Raw genomic sequence first — 18,386 nt, 5'->3', positions numbered from 1 at the left:
CCGCCCCGCGGCTAGCTTGCAGACGATCACCCCGACGTTCGTCCCCCGCGGAGACATCCATGTGCAGTCCCCTCCACCAGCCCGACGGACCTCTTGTGCCCGGCGCGAGCCGTCGTACGTTCCTGCGGGCAACCGCGCTCACCGGGGCCGCCACCGCAGCCACGGGGCTCGCGTCCGCCACGCCCGCCGCGGCCCTTCCCCAGCAGAACACCGGTGCCGTCACGGCCGGCTGGCGGCCCGACCCCGAGAACCCGAGATTCACGCTCGTCGTCATGCCGGACACCCAGTACCTCTTCGACGGGGCGAGCATCGACAAGGCGCCCATCGAGGCGTCGTTGCGATACGTACTCGATCACGGGCGCGACGAGAACATCGTCTTCCTGTCCCATCTGGGCGACCTCACCGAGAGCGGACAGACAGCCGAATTCGCGGCGATCGGCGAGGCGTTCGGCCTGCTCGACCGGCGGCGGGTCGGCTACAGCGTCGTCGCGGGCAATCACGACATCAAGTCGTCCACCGACGACCAGCGCGGCCGCACCCCGTACCTGGACACCTTCGGCCCGCAACGGATGCGGCGCCTGCCGACGTTCGGCGGGGCGACCCCGGACGGCTACAACACGTACCACCTGTTCCGCGCCGCCGGGCGCGAATGGCTGGTGCTGGCGCTCGACTGGCGGCCGTCGGCGGCCGGGCTCGCCTGGGCGAAGGACGTCATCGCCCAGCACCCGGACACACCGGTCGTCCTCACCACCCACGAGCTGGTGTACGCGGACGCGGACGGCGACGAGGCCGAACTCTCCGACCACGGAAAGCATCTGTGGGACGAGCTGATAGCCGGGCACGACCAGATCTTCCTCACCCTCAACGGCCACTACTGGCCCGCCGGGCGCACCACCCGCAAGAACACCGCGGGCAACGATGTCCATCTGCACATCACCAACTACCAGAACCGCTACTACGGCGGCAGCGCCATGATCCGCCTCTACCGCTTCGACCTGGCCAGGAACACCATCGACGTGGAGACGATCTCCCCGTGGATCCTCGGCCGCGCGGGCGAGAGGCTCAACGACCTGGAGCGCGGCGAGATCGAACTGACCGGTCCGCAGGACTGCTTCGCCGTCCCCATCGACTTCGAGAAGCGTTTCGCGGGCTTCGCGCCCGTGCCCGTGCGCGGCCCCCGCCCGGCGAAGCAGCTGCTGATACCGGGCACCGTCGCCTACTGGCGCTTCGACTCCCCTTCGCACCAGGACGGTTCCGCGGCCGACGCCGGCCTGCGCGTCCCCGACCTGTCCGGGCACCACAACGACCTGGTGCGCGAAGCCGTCCCCGGCAGTGCGCCCGACGCGCTGCGCTGGTCCACCGCCCACCACCCCGACCAGCCCGGTCACGGCAGCCTCTACTTCGACGGCTCGAAGCCGCCGCTGCGGGGCGCGTATCTGCGCACGGAGAACAACGCACCGCTCAACACCAAGACGTTCAGGTCCGGTTACACCATCGAGGCCTTCCTCCGCCTCCCCGCGGACTGGGACGCCGGACGCAACGCCTGGGGCGCCGTGCTCGGCCGCCGCGGCACGCTCGGGGCGGCCGGCAAGACCTCCGGCGACCCGGAGGAGCCCGTCGCCACCCTCTCCGTATCGGACGGCCCCGGGCTCCAGTGGGCGGCGGCGCCGCTGAACCAGCCGGGGGCCGTCACCAACTGGAGCCATGAGCTGCTGCGTGAGCGGTGGTGGCATGTGGCGGTCGTCAACGACGGGAAGCACACGACGATGTACGTCGACGGCTGCGCGGTCGCCCGCAACCCCGCCACCCGCACCACCGGTCTCGCCACCCTGGGCCTGCCCTGGCTGCTCGGCGCCTACGAGTACGGAGGCAGGCTCGACCAGTTGATGCACGGCTGGCTCGGCGACATCAGGATCGTCGAACGCGCCCTGCCCGTGCGGGACTTCATGATCGCCTGAGGGCCGCAGCCCCCGGGCTCACGCCGCCCGGTTGGTACGGCGCTGCTTGGCGGCGGCGCGCGCCTGCGACGTGGGCAGGTCCGAGCGGCGCGACTGCCCGGACCGGACGGGACGGCTACGCCGGCCCCGGGACGACGCGCCACCGCTCCTGGGCTGCTCGGTCAGCGGTGCGGTGATGGTGACGGGCACCCCCGAGGGCGTCTGCGCTCCGGTGATCCGGCTCAGCTCTGCCTCGCCGGAGCGGACCTGGGCGATCTTCGGGATGATCCCGGCGTCGGCCATCAGACGGGTCATCTCACGGCGCTGGCCCGGCAGCACCAGCGTGACGACGCTGCCGGACTCACCGGCTCGGGCGGTGCGGCCGCCGCGGTGCAGGTAGTCCTTGTGGTCGCTCGGCGGGTCGACGTTGACGACCAGGTCGAGGTTGTCGATGTGGATGCCGCGCGCCGCGACGTTCGTGGCGACCAGCACCGTGACGTGCCCGGTCTTGAACCGGGCCAGGGTGCGGGTGCGCTGCGGCTGGGACTTGCCCCCGTGCAGCGCGGCGGCCCGCACCCCACTGTTGAGCAGATGGTCGGTGAGCTTGTCCACTGCGTGCTTGGTGTCCAGGAACATGATCACCCGGCCGTCGCGGGCCGCGATCTCGGTCGTGGTGGCGTACTTGTCTGCACCCTGCACGTAGAGCACGTGGTGCTCCATCGTCGTCACGGCGCCGGCCGCCGGGTCGACCGAGTGGACCACCGGGTCGTGCAGATAGCGGCGGACCAGCAGGTCGACGTTGCGGTCCAGGGTCGCCGAGAACAGCATCCGCTGGCCCTCCGGCAGCACCTGGTCGAGCAGTTCGGTGACCTGCGGCATGAAGCCCATGTCGGCCATCTGGTCGGCCTCGTCGAGGACGGTGATGGCGACCCGGTCCAGCCGGCAGTCGCCGCGCTCGATGAGGTCCTTGAGCCGGCCCGGCGTGGCGACGACGACCTCGGCCCCGCCGCGCAGTGCACTGGCCTGCCGGCCGATCGACATGCCGCCGACGACGGTGGCCATGCGCAGCTTGAGCGAGCGGGCGTACGGGGTGAGCGCGTCGGTGACCTGCTGGGCCAGCTCCCGGGTGGGGACGAGAACGAGGGCCAGCGGGCGTCGGGCGTCGGCCCGGTTGCCCGCGGTACGGGCCAGCAGTGCCAGGCCGAATGCGAGCGTCTTGCCGGAACCGGTCCGGCCGCGGCCCAGCACATCGCGCCCCGCGAGGGAGTTCGGCAGGGTGGCCCCCTGGATCGGGAACGGCGTGGTGACGCCCTCGGCGGCGAGCGCCGCCAGGAGGGGCGCGGGCATGTCCAGGTCCGCGAAGGCCGCCGCGGCGGGCAGCGCCGGGGTGATGGTCTTCGGCAGCGCGAACTCGCCCTGCTTGGCCGCGGGCCTGCGGCCATAGCCACCGGAGCGCCGGTCGGGCGCGCCGTAACGACCGGCGCCCTGTCCGCCCTGGCGGCCCGGGGACTGCGAGCGGAATCCGCCGCCGGAAGCGGTGGATCCGCCGGAGCGTGTGCGGGAGTATCGGTCGTTCGAGCGAGCTGTGCGATCGCGGTTCATACAGAACCCTTCCTCGATATGGCGCGTATCGAGGAATTCACTGAGCGACGAGCAGCGCAGGAATCGCAAGAACGGGCCGTTGACATACGTGTACCGAGCCCGGCTGCGAAGAATGAGCCGCACCGGACGTGGGAAAAACAACGAGCTGGGGCCCGCACCCGAAGGTGCGGGCCCCAGCTGCGCAAATGCGTCACAGCGCGTCGGCGCCGGGAGCAGCGGGATCAGGCAGGGGTGATGTTCTCCGCCTGCGGGCCCTTCTGGCCCTGCGTGACGTCGAAGTTCACCTTCTGGCCTTCCTGCAGCTCGCGGAAGCCGCTGGAGGCGATGTTCGAGTAGTGGGCGAAGACGTCAGCGCCGCCGCCGTCCTGCTCGATGAAGCCAAAGCCCTTTTCCGCGTTGAACCACTTGACGGTGCCAGTAGCCATGTTTTTTATCTCCTTCTGGGGCAGTGCCCGGGGATTCGCACTGTGCGAATCCCACGTCGCCGCGATGATTACCCCATCCGGAACGAAGCGCCGGAAAATACAAAAGTGCGCTCATCGACACATGAAGCCGAAGAGAGCACTTGGAGTCTTTGGGAACCACAACTGCAACTGCATCCACAGTAGCACGGTGGAAGCGTCCGGGCGCGGCAGGTAATTACACTCCACCGCATACTCCATAAACCCTTGTCGCGCATTGCATGGAATTCTGTGCCGACGGCAATAGATATTCACCCGTCCCCGGCGCCACGTTTTCGCCCGCCCCCGGAGCCACATCCGCCCGCCCCCGGAGCCACGGAAGCCGGGGCGCACGCCCGGGTCCGCTCCTCAGGTTCCCGCCGCCCCGCCGGATTCCGTCGCCGGCCGACGCAGTTCCGCGTTGAGCCGCAGGGCCTCTTCGAGCTGGTCCTCCAGGATCACGATGCGGCAGGCCGCCTCGATCGGCGTGCCGCCGTCGACGAGTTCACGGGCCCTGGCCGCGATTCGCAGCTGGTAGCGGGAGTAGCGACGGTGGCCGCCCTCGGACCGCAGAGGGGTGATCAGACGGGCCTCACCGATCGCCCGGAGGAAAGCGGGCGTTGCGCCGATCATCTCCGCGGCGCGGCCCATGGTGTAGGCGGGGTAGTCGTCGTCATCGAGCCGGTCGGTGGCGTGCGGAGGGGTTCCTGTGGGCATTTGCACCTGCCGCGTATCGCTGACTTCGTTGACCGAAAGAGAAAATCTCATTGTGCGAGCCATCGCTTCTATCATAGCCGCGACAGATTTCCCTGGTCCGGGCGGGGAAATAAGCTGCCCCGAAGCCGTGCGACCGACCGGCTCCCCGCCGGCGCACCCCGCGGACGCGCCCCTCCGGCACACCCCGCGCCATCCGGTCGATCCGGCACGACGCAGGTTCGCCTCGGGGCAGGACCGGCGCCGGGAAGGTGCGGCGCGAGGCAGGACCGGCGCCGGGAAGGTGCGGCGCGAGGCAGGTCCGGCGTCGTGGCCCGGCACCCCCAACGCCCACTGACCGGTCGGTCAGTTGATGACAACCTGACCAGCAGTCATAATGCACGTGTAGCCCTTCACGCATCCCCCGTCGTGAAGGGCTACACCCATATGCGGGCCATGCCCCTTTTGCCCGCGAACGGCCTCACGGGCAGGAGACTCCCCTCGTGGTCCCCTACCCGTGTTTTTTCGAGTTAACAGTGACGTAGAGTGTTTGCGCAAGCCCGCTCCCGTGCAGCGTCCCGAACCGCCTCCCACATCGAGGACGCCACGTCAGGGTTCGTTACAGTACGAGCCCGTTGACCGAAATCGAAGACCGTGCGGCACCGGTCGGACGGGGCGGATACGTGGGGGCCGGATGGACAGCGGCGAGGAACGCGCGCCGGAGCTGCGGACGTTGCAGCAGAAGGTCGAGTACATGGTCGAGAAGACGTTCCCCGGTCAGAAGATCTCGGGGCGGGTCTTCGCCGACCTGGTCAAGGAGCGCGGCGGATCCCTCTCGCACAGCTACTTCTCCAACATCCTTGCCGGAAAGGTCACCCAGCCGTCCGAGGACATCCTCAAGGCGCTCGGTCTGGGCTTCGGCGTGGACTGGCGGTTCTTCAAGGAGGAGTCCGAGGTCGTCGATGATGTCGTCGCCGGTCTGCAGTTTCTCGCGAAACGACGTACAGGGGAGATAAGCGGACTTGCCGGGCGCGGCCTCGACGAGGACGGTCTCCCGCCGGAGCTGCTGCAGTTCGCGCTCTCCCTGCTGGAGGACGCCAGGGGCCGGCGGACGGGCGACGACGGCGCCGCCGCCCACGGCGAGCCGGAGAAGTAGGTCTCCATGTCCCTGCGCGAACTACGCAAGGAGTGCGAGGCCGGGCTGGCCGACCTGCCCATCCCCGCCCCCTTCTCCATCGACGCACTCGTGGCGAACATGGAGGCGGCCCGTGGCCGCACCATCGTGCTGCACGAGATGCCCGATCGGCTGGCCCGCGTCAACGCCGCCTGCGGTCTGCGACTGAAGACCGGCGGGACCAGCTTTGTGCTCTACCGGCGCCGCCCGACCGCGTACCAGACCCAGCACGTCATCCTGCACGAGCTGTGCCACGAGTGGTTCGACCACGGCACCTCACTCGACCCGCAGCAGCTCAGGCAGTTGCTGCCGGTCTTCGACACCTCGCTGATCGCCCGGGTCCTCGGAACCGAACCCCCGCCGCAACCGCCCGCCACCGCCGTTCCCCCACCGGTGGCCGCCACGATCGCCGACGCGCTCCGCTCGGGGAACGGCACCGTGCAGGCCCGGGCGCAGTACGACACCCACGACGAACGCATGGCCGAGTTCGGCGCGTCGCTCATTCCCCGCATGGCCCGGGACGTGACGAGCGACGACATGGTGGGGCGCCTGGCGAACTCCCTCTCCCGCCCCGTCGCCACCCGCCGCCGCGGCCTGTTCCGCCGTACCTGACACCGGACCGTCCCCCACCTCCCCCCACCCCGAGGATTTCGCCGTGACCCCGCTCGACCTCGCCGGTTATCTCATAGCGGCCCTGATGACGGCCGTCGCTCTCTGGCGTATGCCGGCCGCCCTGTGGGGCGATGAGGAAGACAAGCGTCGCCGCGCCCTGTGGGGCTGCTACGCAGGCTTCGCCGCCGCCCTGTGGACCAAGACCCGGGCCATACGCATCACGCTCAACGACAGCGCCGTCACCGACCTCGCCGTCCTGATCAAGCACTACACGGCGACGATCGCGATCCTGGCGATCCTCAGCTACATCGTCGCGATCTACGGCCAGTACCCCGACGCCGGAACCGTCCCGCGCCACGTACGGTTCGCCCGCGCCATCCAGCAGGTGGCGGCCAAGGCGTCGATCGCCACGCTGGTCCTGCTGACGGCGCTGTTCTTCACCGTCGTCGACCGTTCCGTGCCCTCGGACCGCTTCGTCGCCGACCACGCGGGACAGTGGGGCGCCACGCTGTACATGAGCGTGTTCTACCTCTACCTGGGCGCCGCGTCCGCCGTCTGCGCGTACCAGTGGGCGCTGGCCACCGCCGGTGCCGGGCTCCGTCATCTGCGCGTGGGCCTCGGAATGATGACCATCGCCATGGTCATCGGGGTCGGATACACCGTCAGCCGGACCCTGTTCCTGTGGGTCAGCGTCGTCGACCGGCCGAGCACGGCCTTCGCCCTGCAGTTCGACGAGGTCACCGAGGCCGCCCAGGTGGTGCTGTTCGCCTTCTTCGCGGTGGGTGCCTCCATCCCCGCACTCAGCAAGGGACGGCGACGCGCGAAACTCTGGCGGGCCCAGGTCAAACTGCACGGTCTCTGGTACGAGTTGATGACGGCCTTTCCCGACCAGCCCTTCGACCCCCCGGCCTCGCTGGCCCGCGAGCTGACCCGCTTCGACACCCCCGCGGACCTGCGCATCGACCGCTGGGCCGCCGATATCGCGGACGCCGTCGAGAAGCTGCGCCACTACGTCCCCGACACCCTGCTGCAGGCCGCCAAGGCCGCCGCCGCGGACGGCACCCCGGACCGGGGGAAGGCCGGACCACTCGCCGACGCGTACTGGATCAAGGCGGCGCTGCGGGCCAGGAGCACCGGAGCGCCCGCCTCGACCGCCGCGACGGTCGAGTCCCAGCACGCCACCGACCAGGACGGCGAGGTGGCATGGCTGGTCCGGGTGGCCGCCGCGTACCGGACGGTCGAGGAGGACCGGGCGGAACGGGTGCTGGACCACGCCATGTCCGCAGCATCCACCGACGCCACCGAGCCTGCCCGCACAACCTCACCGGAGAAGACGGCATGACCCCCACCGGCACCACCGGCACCATCGACGCCCCCGCATCGCCGAGCATCGGCGTCGCGCGTACCGTCACCGATGTCTTCCAGCCCCGCAACGTCCTGCTGGTCGGCATGCTCGGCATCGGCCTGGCCGCCGCCGGTCACTGGACCGGTCTGCTCTGGGGGTTCCTCGGTGCCCTGTGTGCCGGGATTGTTCCTGCCGGGTACATCGAATGGGAGCGGGGGCGCGGCACCTGGGGCGACCGCCATGTCGTCGACCGCACCAAGCGGGCCCCGATCTTCTTCGTCATCCTCGGTTCCATAGGCGCCGGTTCGGTGGTGATGGTCCTCGGCCACGCCCCCACCGGCATCCTCGCGGCGATGCTCGCCCTCTGGGCGATGACCGTGATCCTCCTGGCCGTCAACACGGTCTGGAAGATCTCGGTGGACGCCGCGGTCGCCTCGGCCGTCGTCGCACTGCTCGCCCCGGTCCACTCGCCGTGGTGGCTGCTCATGTACGCGATGACGGTCGCCGTGTGCTGGTCGCGTGTCGCTCTTGGGTACCACTCGGTGGCGCAGACCGTCGCCGGGGCGTCGCTGGGGGCCACGACAGCGGGCGCGTTCCTGTTCGTCTGACCCGCGCCGGTCCGCCGGGCAGACCCCGTCCGGCACTTGAGGACGGAACCCTCGCCCCCGTGGGCAACCGCCCCGGACCGCCGTCGTCGCCCTTGCCTCCCGTGGACCGGGTGGTGACGGAAAACCACCGTTGAACCGAACGCCCGCGGGGTACAGGTGCCCCGTGCCGAACTTCGAGATCACCACCGCAAGCGCCGACGACCTCACGATGCTGACCGAATGGGCCCACGCGGAGGGCTGGAATCCCGGGCTGACCGACCGCCACGCCTTCTTCGCCGCCGACCCGCGCGGCTTCCTGATCGGCCGGCTCGACGGCGAACCGGTCTCCTGCGTCTCCGTGGTCCGCTACGGCTCCGGCTTCGGGTTCCTCGGCTTCTACCTCACCCGTCCCGAGCTGCGCGGCCGGGGCTACGGCATCCAGCTGTGGCGGGCCGGCATGGCACGGCTGGACGGGCGCAACGTCGGGCTGGACGGCGTGGTGGACCAGCAACCCAACTACCGTAAATCCGGCTTTCATTCCGTATGGACGAATATGCGATACGAGGGCCTGCCCCCCGCCGCCCCGACCGCCCCGCCCGGCATCGCTCTCGTCGATGCCCGCACCCTTCCCTTCGGTCAACTGGCGTCCTACGACCGCCGCTTCTTCCCCGCCGACCGCGACAGCTTCCTCGCATCGTGGATCGCCGGGCCCGCACGCACCTCGCTCGCCGCCGTCCGCGACGGGGAGCTGCGGGGCCTCGCCGTGATGCGCCCCTGCCGCACGTCGTCCCGCATCGGACCCGTGTACGCGGAGTCGCCCGAGGTGGCGGGCGCCCTGGTCGGCGCTCTCGCGGCCACCGACCCCGGCACCCCGGTGGCGATCGACGTACCCGACATCAACCCGGTCGCCGTGCACCTCGCGGAACAGCTGGGCCTCACCCCGTCGTTCGAGACCGCCCGCATGTACACGGGCCCGACTCCGGACGTCGACCACACCGGACTGTTCGGCATCACCAGCCTGGAGCTGGGCTGACCTGTCGTCCCTTCCGTCGGCTGCCCGGATCAGGAGGCGGCTCGGGTGCGGGTGCGCGAGGCCAGTACCGCTATGTCGTCCTCCGTACCCGGTCCGAACCGTTCGAGGACCCTGTCCAGCAGGTCCTCCAGGCTCCCGCCGACGGGCAGGGTCAGTTCCCTGAGACGGTCGATCGAGATGTCTATGTCCTCGCCGCGCCGCTCCACCAGACCGTCGGTGTACATGAACAGCACCGTGCCCGGCCCGACCTTCACCGGCGTCGTGCGGTACCCGCCGAGGCCGGTGCCCAGCGGCGGGCCCACCGGTACCTCGTCGCACACCCTGGTTCCCGCCTGCCCCGGGTCGATGAGCACCGGCGGCAGATGCCCGGCGCTCGCCACATCGCACGCCCCGCCGGACCGGTCGACGACGGCCAGCAGGCAGGTCGCCGCCCGGTCCAGCCCGGACCGTTCGACCATCCGGTCCAGCTGTTCCAGGATGCGGTGCGGCGGCAGATCGTCGTCGGCGAACATCCGCAGCAGCGAGCGGTAGTGGCTCATGGCGACCGCCGCCTCCACCCCGTGGCCCATCACATCGCCCATCGCCTTCAGATGCCGCCCGTCCCGCAGCGGGATGACGTCGAACCAGTCGCCACCGACCATCACGCTCCGGTCGGCCGGCAGATAGCGGGTGGCGATCTCGATGTGCGGGTGCGGCGGGCGCGGCTCGGACAGCAGGGAGCGCTGCAGCTCCAGGGCGATGGTGTGCTCGTGGGAATACCGGCGGGCGTGGTCGAGATCGACGGCGGCACGGCCGGCGAGTTCCCGGGCGACCACCACGTCCTCGTCCGTGAAGACCGGTGAGTCCCCCGCCCGGATGAGGCCGAGGACGCCGAGCGGACGGCCGCGTACGACGAGGGGCACGACGACCGCCGAATGCATCCCCAGGGCACGGTAGGCGGCGACCCGTTCGGGGGCGGGGGCGGAGCGGGTGAGCTGTTCGTCGGTCGTGTGGTTCTCCACGACCGGCTGGTTGGCCGTCAGACAGCGCTGTACGGCCGCGCCCTCCTGGTAGTCGACGTACTCACCGGTCAGTCCGAATCCCGGCAGCTCGTCGCGCAGCCCGGCCACCGCCGTCAGTGCCGCCCTGCGCAGCCGCAGCACACCGTGGGGTGCCGGGCGCACCGGGGCGGCGATGTCGGGCGGGAACACCTCGACCGTGGCGAGGTCCGCCAGCCCCGGCACGACGAGGTCGACGAGTTCCGCACAGGTGGTGTCCATGTCGAGCGTGGTGCCGATCCGGGCGGCCGCGGTGTCGAGCATGGTCAGATGCCGCCGGGCCTGTTCCAGCTCGCGCCGTCCCCTGTCCGAGGCCATGACCTCCAGCACGATCCCGGCCACGCCCACGATCCGCCCGCCGACCTCCAGCCGGTGGTACGCCCCGTGCCAGTACCGCCGGACCGAGCCCGCCGCCGCGGCGGTGACTCCGCTGGACGTGATCTCGCGGGACTTCCCGTCGGCGAGCACGGCTCGCATCATGTCCTCGCCCGCGTCGACTCCCGGAAGGACCTCGGAGACGGTGCGTCCGAGGTGTTCGGCGGCCGGAATGCCGTTGAGCCGTTCGAGCGCCGGGTTGACGTACAGATAGCGCAGCCGCGTGTCGAGCACGCCCACACCGGCCATGGTGCCGTCCACCAGGGCCGCCAGGGCCGTGGGGTCGAACGGCACCGCGCTGTCGGCGTACGCATCGGCCTGCACGTCAACCTCCTGGGGCGGACACGGACGTCCCGCTGCCCGGCCTTCAATCGTCGGCCGCCCGCCCCCACCGCGCATCCGCAGCCGGGCCCGTCATGTCCTCATTCGCCGAGCGGGCCCGGGTTTCCCCCTCAGTGCACGTGCGGCCCTCCGGTCCCCTCCGGCTTCCCCCGGGGCACCAGCAGCCCGGCGACGACCGCGCACGCCCCCGCCGCCGCCGCGCACACCGTGAACGCGTCCGCGAACCCGCTCACCGAGCCCGCCGCCCCCTCGATGCCCGCCGCGGCCACCGTGGACACGACCGCCACCCCGACCGACCCGCCCACCTCGTGGAACGTGTTGACGACCCCCGAGGCCAGCCCCGCCTCCTCGTGCGCGACCATCCCCAGCGCGGTGGCCGTGGCCGTGACGAAGACCGCTCCGAGCCCGAACGCGGCCACCGCGAGACCGGGCAGCAGCCCCCCGTACACACTGCTGTCCGCACCCACCCGGGTCAGCGGCAGACAGCCCCCGGCCGCGATCACCATTCCGCCCACCGCCGTCACCCGGCTGCCGACCGTCCCGACCAGCCGGGACCCGATGTGCGCACCGATCCCGACCGCCACGGCCACCGGCAGGAACACCAGCCCGGTGCGCATCGGCCCGAACCCGCGCCCGTGCTGCAGGAAGACCGACCCGAGGAAGAAGAACGCAATCAGCAACGCGGTGGCGAACAGCATCAGGAACGCCCCCGCGAGAACCGGCCGCCGGGTGAACATCCGCAGGTCCATCAACGGCTGCCGGGCCACCCGCTCGACCGCCGCGAACGCCGCGTACAACGCCGCCGCGCCCACGACCGGAACCAGTGTCCCGGCCGCACCCCACCCGGAGTCCCCCGCCGTGACCAGCCCGTAGATCAGCGATCCGGTGCCGGCCGTGACGAGGAGCGCCCCGGTCACGTCCAGCCGCGCGGCCGACGGCCGCTCCGGCCTCGGGGGGACGAACGCAGGCACCGCCGCCAACAGCGCGATCCCGACCGGCACATTGACGTAGAACACCCACTGCCACCCGGGCCCGCTCGTCAGCGCACCCCCGACCAGCACGCCGATCGCCGATCCGGTGCCGCCGATCGCGGCCCACACGCCCAGCGCCTTGTTGCGTTCCTTGCCATGGAACGACGTAGTGACGAGCGACAGCGCCGCGGGCGACAGCAGCGCCGCCCCCACACCCTGGGCGACACGTCCCCCGATCAGCGTCGCCCCGCTGCCGGCCAGCCCACAGACCAGCGAGGCGGCGGTGAAGACGACCAGCCCGGCAAGCAGGGTGCGCCGGGCCCCCAGCACGTCCGCGAGCCGTCCGCCGAGCAGCATCAGTCCGGCGAAGCACAGCGTGTACGCGGTGACGACCCAGGTCAGCGCGGTACGGCCGAGGTCCAGGTCGACGGACATGTCGGGCAGCGCAACGTTCACGACGGTCACGTCGAGCACGAGCATGAACTGCGCGACACAGATGAGCGCGAGCATCATCCACCGCCGTGGATCAGCGGGTGGACGGTCGTGGGCACGGTCGGCGGGATGGGCCGGATGCAGGGCGTCCTGAGTCATGAACTGAACTGTACGGCTCAGTTCACTTGAACTCAACTGTTCAGTTCAGGTCGCTGTTAGCATCTCTCCATGAACGCGAAACCGCCGCCCGCCGGTCCCCGCGCCGAGGCCAAGCGGCAGGCCATCGTCAAGGCCGCCCGCGAGGCCTTCCTGCGTGAGGGTTTCGGCGTCGGCATGGACGCCATCGCCGCCGAGGCAGGCGTGTCGAAAGTGACCGTCTACAACCACTTCGGCAGCAAAGAGGCGCTGTTCACCGCCGTCATCGCGGGCGCACTCGACGAGCCCCTCGGCGGCCCGTCCACCAAGGCGCTCGCCGATCTCCCCGACGCCGCCGATCTCCGCGCGGCCCTCCTCGACACGGCCCGCGCCTGGGTGTCCGCCGTACGCGGCAACGCCGACGTCATCGCCCTGCGCAACCTCGTAGCTGCCGAACTGCACCGCTTCCCGGAACTCGCCGGGGCATGGCAGCACCACGGCCCCGCGGGTCACCACCCGGCCGTGGCCGACGCCCTGAGCAGCCTGGCGGAGCGGGGCCGACTGGACATCCCCGACCTCGAAACGGCGATCATTCAGCTGTACGCGCTGCTGGTCTTCCCTCACATGGTCTTCAGCTCGTACGGAACAGCCATCGACGACGCCACCACGGACCGTCTGATCACGAGCGGCGTCGACATGTTCCTGGGCCACTACGCCCCCGGGGGCCGGCGGCTCGCAGGCGGGGGCCTCAGGTGAGCGGGTGCGATGTCCGGCCGGACGCCTCGTCGATCTCGTCGTGCGCCTTCGTCAGCATCTTCATCGCCAGCTCATTGAGTGCTCTGGCTCCCGCGATCTCCTCGCCGACCCTCGGCTGTTCCTTGTCGGAGGGGTGACGGCTCGCATATCCATGGGCCCGCACCTCGTTCCCGTCCGGAAGCCGCACCAGGGCAGCCGCACGGGTGCGGTGGGAGTCCTCCTCGAATTCCATGTCCACATGCCACCCGACAGTCGTCTTCGTCATGACGATCACCTCCCTACCAGGGTGCGCCCGTTCCCCCGCCGCTGCACCACGGCACCACCCCCACCACCCGCTATAGGCTCCGCAGCATGAGCGTTGAGGTAGAGATCGTCCACGAAGCGACCGGGGAGATCGTGGCCGCCTTCGGCCGGCTGTTGCCCCAACTGTCCTCGACCGCCCGGCCACTGGATCATCAGGCGGTCGATCGGCTGGTGCGGTGCGAGACGAACACGGTGCTCGTCGCCCGTGCCGCGGGCAGTGTCGTCGGAACGCTGACGCTGCTTCTGCTTCCCGTGCCGACCGGGCTGCGTGCCCGTATCGAAGACGTCGTCGTCGACGCCGAGGCACGCGGGCAGGGAATCGCGGCCCTGCTGACGCAGGAGGCACTGGCGCTGGCCCGGGAGGCGGGTGCGCGGACCGTCGACCTCACCTCCCGGCCGGACCGCACCGCCGCGAACCGGCTGTACGAGCGTCTGGGCTTCCGGGCGAGGGAGTCGACGGTCTACCGATTCCCGATGGACGGCCCGGAGCCGCGCCCGGTCCAGGCGTAGTCCGGCCGGTCGAGGTCCAGCCGGTCGAGGTCGAGGGTTCCGTGCGTCGCCGGAGCGTCCGACGGGAGCCGGAGTGCAGTCGCGACCGACTCGGGGAGCGGGGCCAGACCCAGCAGGCCGGTGGCGATCCGTGTCGTCAGCGCGTGCCAGGTCCGGGCGCGCCGGAGCATCGCGTGGTCGCTGCGCCGGATCGCGACCAGACAGGCGCGGGCACCGGCGCGGCGGGCGCGGCCGGTGAAGGACTGGGATGCCCGGGGGCTCGTGATGCGGTCGCGGGTGCTGTGCAGCAGGACGACATCGCGGCCGCCGAGCTGGGTGACCGGATCGTCGGCCGGACACCACGGGGCGAGGCCGACCACCCCGCGTACCAGCGGATGACCGGCGGCGCGGAGGGCCGCGCGGGCGCCCATCGAGTGACCGACCAGAACCACCGGGATCTCGCCGGCCTCGCGGTGCAGGGCGTCGAGGGCGCGTACGACGTCGTGGAAGGGGTCCTCGCGGGAGCCGTTCCAGCCGCGGTGCGTGTAGCGGGCGCTGCGTACGAGAACGTCCGTTGCGCCGTCGCCCGTCGCCGCGGCGATGGCCCGCGCGAACGGGCGCATCCGCACGGCGGGCAGGTTCAACGGGCCGGGCGGGGGCGGGCCCAGGCCCGTTTCCGCACCGCCGTGCAGCAAGTACACGGCCGCGGACGGGCGGACGGCGAACGACGGTTCTGTCATACGTGCCTCCTGGTGCGGGAGCCGGACCCGCTGACGAGCATGCTGTACGGAACACGAACCGGAAAACTTCCGCAGCACCGGACCACGGAGGAAACGGCATGGGATCGTCACCACAACTCGGCAGTACAGCCCCGGACTTCACACTGCCGGGCGGTGCGCTCACCGGCGAGACGTATCAGCGCCGCGACTACACCCTCTCCGCCGCACGCGGCCGTGCCGTGGTCCTCGCGTTCTACCCGGGCGACAACACGGCCGTGTGCACCAAGCAGCTCTGCTCGTACTCCTCGGGCATGGAGACCTTCGACGAGCTCGACGCGGAGGTCTGGGGAATCAGTCCACAGGGTGTGGACAGCCATGAGTCGTTCGCCCGCACCCACGGGCTGCGGATGCCGCTGCTCGCGGACACCGGACGGGAGATCGCCCGGGCGTACGGCGTCGCGGCGCCCGGGATCGGGGTGCGCCGCGCGGTCTTCCTCATCGGGCCGGACGGCGTACTGCGCTGGAAGCATGTCGCCCTGCTCGGAGCCACGTTCCAGTCACTGGACACACTGACCGAACATCTGTCCGGCATCAAAGAAGCGTAAAAGATTGCCGGAACCCGGCAGTATTCGTTGCCGGGTGTGTATGGGATCATCCAGCCAGTTCGACGGAAATGTTCGGGGGAGACATGTTCGGGGGATTTCGTGGACCAGGGAGGGTGATCACGTGACCTTGTTCCTCGGTCTCGGCATTGCGGGAATCGTTCTGCTCGCCCTGTCCCTGATCTTCGACGGCATCCTCGAAGGTCTCCTCGGAGGCGTACTGGACGGCCTCTTCGACGGCCTCCTGTCCCTCCCCGTCATCGCCGGATTCCTCTCGATGCTCGGCTTCGGCGGCGCGATCGTGCTCGGCACCACCGGTGCCGGCACGGTCGCCGCAACCGCCGCCGGAGTGCTGGCCGGGATCGTCGCGGCCTGGCTGACCTGGAAGTTCAGCCGGGCCCTGATGCGGGACCAGACCAGCGTCGCACCGCGCGGCGACGATCTCGTCGGCACGTCCGGGTCGGTCGTCACGGCCATCCCGGCCGACGGTTACGGCGAGGTCCTGCTGCAACTCGCCGGCCAGACCCTGAAGCTGGCGGCGAAGAGCCCGGTGCCGGTCGAACGCGGCACCGAGATCTGGGTGGAGGCCGCACTGTCGACCACCTCGGTCGCGGTCCGCCCCGTCGAGCGCTGACCACAGCCCGAGCCGATACACCGCCCGAAATCAAGCTGCCGTCCCCGCAGGGAGGCAGGGGGGACACCCTTATGAGCCCAGTCGTGACCGCAGTCATAGGAATCGTCGTACTCCTGGTACTGCTCGCCCTCGTCGTCATCACCCGCTACAAGGTCGCCGGGCCCAGCGAGGCGTTCATCATCACGGGACGCCGCGGCAAGAAGTCGACCGACCCGGTGACCGGCCGCACCAGCATCGACAACAGCGGCCAGAAGGTCGTCGTCGGCGGCGGAGTCTTCGTCGTCCCGTTCGTCCAGCAGAAGTTCACCCTGGACCTGTCCAGCCGGCACATCCCGGTGGCCGTCCGCGGAGCCGTCACCCTGCGCGGTGTGAAGTCCCACCTCGAAGGCGTCGCGATCGTCAAGGTCGGCGGCAGCGAGGAAGCCATCCGGGCCGCGGCACAGCGATTCCTGCAGCAGCAGGACGGCATCGTCGGCTTCACCCAGGAGGTGCTCTCCGGCGCACTGCGCGCCATCGTGGGCCGGATGTCGGTCGAGGACATCATCCGCGACCGTGCCGCTTTCGCCGGCCAGGTCGCGGAGGAGGCCGAGGCCAGCCTCTCCGGGCAGGGCCTGATCCTGGACGCCTTCCAGATCCAGGACATCACCACCGAGGGCTCCTACCTCGAAGACCTCGGCCGCCCCGAGGCCGCTCGCGCCAAGCAGGAGGCGGACATCGCAGAGGCGATCGCCAGGCGCGCCTCCGAGCAGGCCCGGCTCAAGGCCGCCGAGGAGATCGCGATCGCCGAGCGGACCTTCTACCTCAAGCAGGCCGAGATCAAGGCCGAGACGGAAGCCGCCGCGGCCAAGGCCAACGCGGCGGGCCCGCTCGCCGAGGCGGCCCGTCAGCAGGAAGTCCTCGCGGAGCAGGAGAAGGTCGCCCAGCGCCAGGCCGCACTGACCGACCGCGAACTCGACACCAAGGTCCGCAAGCCCGCCGACGCCGCCCGTTACCAGGCCGAGCAGGAGGCCGAGGCCCGCCGGATCGCCCAGGTCAAGGAGGCCGAGGCGGACGCCGAGCGCTCCCGGCTGACCGGTCAGGGCGAGAAGCTGCACCGCTCGGCCCTCGCCGACGCCGTGCGCATCGAGGGCGAGGCGGAAGCCGCGGCCATCGCGGCAAAGGGCGCGGCCGAGGCCGAGGCCATGCAGAAGAAGGCGGACGCCTTCGCCCGGTACGGCGACGCGGCAGTGCTCCAGATGCTGGTCGAGGTGCTGCCACACGTCGTCGCCAAGGCGTCGGAGCCGCTGAGCGCCATCGACAAGATGACCGTGATCTCGACGGACGGCGCGAGCCAACTGTCGCGTACGGTCGCGGACAACGTCGCCCAGGGCATGGAACTCCTCAGCTCCACCACGGGAGTCGACCTGGCGGCCCTGCTGAAGAACCTCAAGGGCGGTGCGGCTGCCGCGGCTTCGGCCGATCTGCCCGACCGGGCACCGGACTCGGCCCCCGCCGCATCCGCCAACGGGAAGATCGAGATCACCGACTGATCCGGCCGCACCCCGCCCGTGCCCGGCCGGCACCGCACCGGCCGGGCACGCGCATGTCCGGACCGGTGGAGCCCGGCGTCAGTCCGTCAGATCCACCCGCACCGTCAGCAGGTTCGTGCCCAGGGCCCGCACCACGGCGCTGTTGTAGCGCGGCAGCCTCTTGAGCCGGGCGCGGGCGTCGTCCTCGGGCAGGGGGTGGGCGGTGCCGGTGTGCCACTGGCCCTTGATGCGGACCCGGACCCGGGGGTCGGCCTGGATGTTGCGTACGTACTGCGACTTCTCGCCGTACTCCGAGACCAGCCAGAACTCCTGGCCGACACGGCTGCCGCCGACCGGGGTGCGGCGCGGGAGGCCGGAGGTGCGGCCCGTCGTCTCCAGGAGGGTCTGCGACCGCGACTGTCTGGCGAGCGGGTTGACCACATGCCGCTGGAACGACGTGACCGCCCGGAATTTGAGCTCTCGGCTGCGCGACATTCTCGGCCCTTCCGCCGGTTGCTGCGGTCGCCCGGAAGGCGGCCGAGGCCGTCTTCCGGCCCGGGCGAGCTTAGCCGTGGGCCCCGCCCCGCGCCCGTACGCCGGAGGCGGCGGGAGCCTCCGGATAAGGTAATGCGCAGCTAAAGAGATTGCCAAGTGCGTCAA

At 70.7% G+C, this 18,386-nt stretch carries 19 protein-coding genes; 11 read left to right on the top strand and 8 right to left on the bottom strand.

Going from position 1 to position 18,386, the window contains the following annotated elements; translation table 11 throughout:
• Positions 1-59 precede the first annotated feature (59 nt).
• Entirely contained in the window at positions 60-1,958 is a 1,899-nt protein-coding gene (locus ACFVYE_RS12830) for a LamG-like jellyroll fold domain-containing protein (protein ID WP_389605418.1), read from the top strand.
• An 18-nt stretch (positions 1,959-1,976) separates the two neighbouring features.
• Here ACFVYE_RS12830 and ACFVYE_RS12825 read toward each other — a convergent pair whose 3' ends face one another.
• From ACFVYE_RS12825 to ACFVYE_RS12815, 3 genes are all read right to left on the bottom strand, one after another.
• On the bottom strand, positions 1,977-3,539 hold the full coding sequence (locus tag ACFVYE_RS12825) for a DEAD/DEAH box helicase (RefSeq protein ID WP_383959370.1): 1,563 nt from the start codon (positions 3,537-3,539) through the stop codon (positions 1,977-1,979).
• A 221-nt stretch (positions 3,540-3,760) separates the two neighbouring features.
• The gene (locus tag ACFVYE_RS12820; protein WP_073727988.1) at positions 3,761-3,964 is read right to left on the bottom strand and encodes a cold-shock protein; all 204 of its coding nucleotides are present in this window, start codon (positions 3,962-3,964) and stop codon (positions 3,761-3,763) included.
• Between the two features lie 384 nt (positions 3,965-4,348).
• Positions 4,349-4,696, bottom strand: a complete 348-nt coding sequence (locus ACFVYE_RS12815; protein WP_382949584.1) for a MerR family transcriptional regulator — start codon at positions 4,694-4,696, stop codon at positions 4,349-4,351.
• A 670-nt stretch (positions 4,697-5,366) separates the two neighbouring features.
• Here ACFVYE_RS12815 and ACFVYE_RS12810 point away from each other — a divergent pair.
• The 5 genes from ACFVYE_RS12810 to ACFVYE_RS12790 all read left to right on the top strand — a co-directional run bounded on the left by ACFVYE_RS12810 (position 5,367) and on the right by ACFVYE_RS12790 (position 9,423).
• Positions 5,367-5,828, top strand: coding sequence for a hypothetical protein (locus ACFVYE_RS12810; protein WP_383959373.1), 462 nt, complete (start codon positions 5,367-5,369; stop codon positions 5,826-5,828).
• A 6-nt stretch (positions 5,829-5,834) separates the two neighbouring features.
• A complete protein-coding gene (locus ACFVYE_RS12805) occupies positions 5,835-6,458 on the top strand; it encodes a toxin (RefSeq protein ID WP_383959375.1) in 624 nt (207 codons plus the stop codon).
• A 43-nt stretch (positions 6,459-6,501) separates the two neighbouring features.
• Positions 6,502-7,800, top strand: a complete 1,299-nt coding sequence (locus ACFVYE_RS12800; protein WP_389605415.1) for an MAB_1171c family putative transporter — start codon at positions 6,502-6,504, stop codon at positions 7,798-7,800.
• A complete protein-coding gene (locus ACFVYE_RS12795; RefSeq protein WP_389605413.1) occupies positions 7,797-8,411 on the top strand; it encodes a hypothetical protein in 615 nt (204 codons plus the stop codon). The genes ACFVYE_RS12800 and ACFVYE_RS12795 overlap by 4 nt, the downstream gene beginning before the upstream one ends.
• A 163-nt stretch (positions 8,412-8,574) precedes the next feature.
• Positions 8,575-9,423 carry a GNAT family N-acetyltransferase gene (locus ACFVYE_RS12790; protein WP_389605411.1) on the top strand — a complete coding sequence of 283 codons (849 nt, stop codon included), beginning with the start codon at positions 8,575-8,577 and terminating at the stop codon, positions 9,421-9,423.
• Between the two features lie 29 nt (positions 9,424-9,452).
• Here the strand turns inward: ACFVYE_RS12790 and ACFVYE_RS12785 are convergent, their stop codons facing one another.
• Together ACFVYE_RS12785 and ACFVYE_RS12780 are read right to left on the bottom strand one after the other, a co-directional pair.
• Positions 9,453-11,159, bottom strand: coding sequence for a SpoIIE family protein phosphatase (locus tag ACFVYE_RS12785; RefSeq protein ID WP_383959383.1), 1,707 nt, complete (start codon positions 11,157-11,159; stop codon positions 9,453-9,455).
• Positions 11,160-11,287: 128 nt separating this feature from the next.
• The gene (locus ACFVYE_RS12780) at positions 11,288-12,739 is read right to left on the bottom strand and encodes an MFS transporter (RefSeq protein ID WP_383959385.1); all 1,452 of its coding nucleotides are present in this window, start codon (positions 12,737-12,739) and stop codon (positions 11,288-11,290) included.
• A 69-nt stretch (positions 12,740-12,808) separates the two neighbouring features.
• Between ACFVYE_RS12780 and ACFVYE_RS12775 the strand changes: the two genes are divergently transcribed.
• Positions 12,809-13,471, top strand: coding sequence for a TetR/AcrR family transcriptional regulator (locus ACFVYE_RS12775; RefSeq protein ID WP_383959386.1), 663 nt, complete (start codon positions 12,809-12,811; stop codon positions 13,469-13,471).
• Here the strand turns inward: ACFVYE_RS12775 and ACFVYE_RS12770 are convergent.
• Complete coding sequence (locus ACFVYE_RS12770) at positions 13,464-13,736, bottom strand: DUF1876 domain-containing protein (protein ID WP_327274261.1); 273 nt, start codon at positions 13,734-13,736, stop codon at positions 13,464-13,466. The two genes, ACFVYE_RS12775 and ACFVYE_RS12770, sit on opposite strands and share 8 nt — an antisense overlap.
• An 86-nt stretch (positions 13,737-13,822) precedes the next feature.
• Here ACFVYE_RS12770 and ACFVYE_RS12765 point away from each other — a divergent pair, with 86 nt between their 5' ends.
• The gene (locus ACFVYE_RS12765; RefSeq protein WP_383959388.1) at positions 13,823-14,284 is read left to right on the top strand and encodes a GNAT family N-acetyltransferase; all 462 of its coding nucleotides are present in this window, start codon (positions 13,823-13,825) and stop codon (positions 14,282-14,284) included.
• Here ACFVYE_RS12765 and ACFVYE_RS12760 read toward each other — a convergent pair.
• Complete coding sequence (locus tag ACFVYE_RS12760; RefSeq protein WP_383959390.1) at positions 14,236-15,003, bottom strand: serine aminopeptidase domain-containing protein; 768 nt, start codon at positions 15,001-15,003, stop codon at positions 14,236-14,238. The genes ACFVYE_RS12765 and ACFVYE_RS12760 overlap by 49 nt on opposite strands.
• A 98-nt stretch (positions 15,004-15,101) precedes the next feature.
• Here ACFVYE_RS12760 and ACFVYE_RS12755 point away from each other — a divergent pair, with 98 nt between their 5' ends.
• The 3 genes from ACFVYE_RS12755 to ACFVYE_RS12745 all read left to right on the top strand — a co-directional run bounded on the left by ACFVYE_RS12755 (position 15,102) and on the right by ACFVYE_RS12745 (position 17,747).
• Entirely contained in the window at positions 15,102-15,587 is a 486-nt protein-coding gene (locus tag ACFVYE_RS12755; protein WP_383959392.1) for a peroxiredoxin, read from the top strand.
• Positions 15,588-15,708: 121 nt separating this feature from the next.
• A complete protein-coding gene (locus ACFVYE_RS12750; protein WP_383959394.1) occupies positions 15,709-16,218 on the top strand; it encodes a hypothetical protein in 510 nt (169 codons plus the stop codon).
• A gap of 71 nt (positions 16,219-16,289) precedes the next feature.
• Positions 16,290-17,747, top strand: a complete 1,458-nt coding sequence (locus ACFVYE_RS12745; protein ID WP_383959396.1) for a flotillin family protein — start codon at positions 16,290-16,292, stop codon at positions 17,745-17,747.
• A 78-nt stretch (positions 17,748-17,825) separates the two neighbouring features.
• Here the strand turns inward: ACFVYE_RS12745 and ACFVYE_RS12740 are convergent, their stop codons facing one another.
• The gene (locus ACFVYE_RS12740) at positions 17,826-18,221 is read right to left on the bottom strand and encodes a nitroreductase/quinone reductase family protein (RefSeq protein ID WP_383959398.1); all 396 of its coding nucleotides are present in this window, start codon (positions 18,219-18,221) and stop codon (positions 17,826-17,828) included.
• Positions 18,222-18,386 lie beyond the last annotated feature (165 nt).

The organism is Streptomyces sp. NPDC058239 (genome assembly GCF_042882185.1).
In the GTDB taxonomy this organism is placed as follows: domain Bacteria; phylum Actinomycetota; class Actinomycetes; order Streptomycetales; family Streptomycetaceae; genus Streptomyces.
This window is presented reverse-complemented; position numbering and strand designations above follow the sequence as displayed.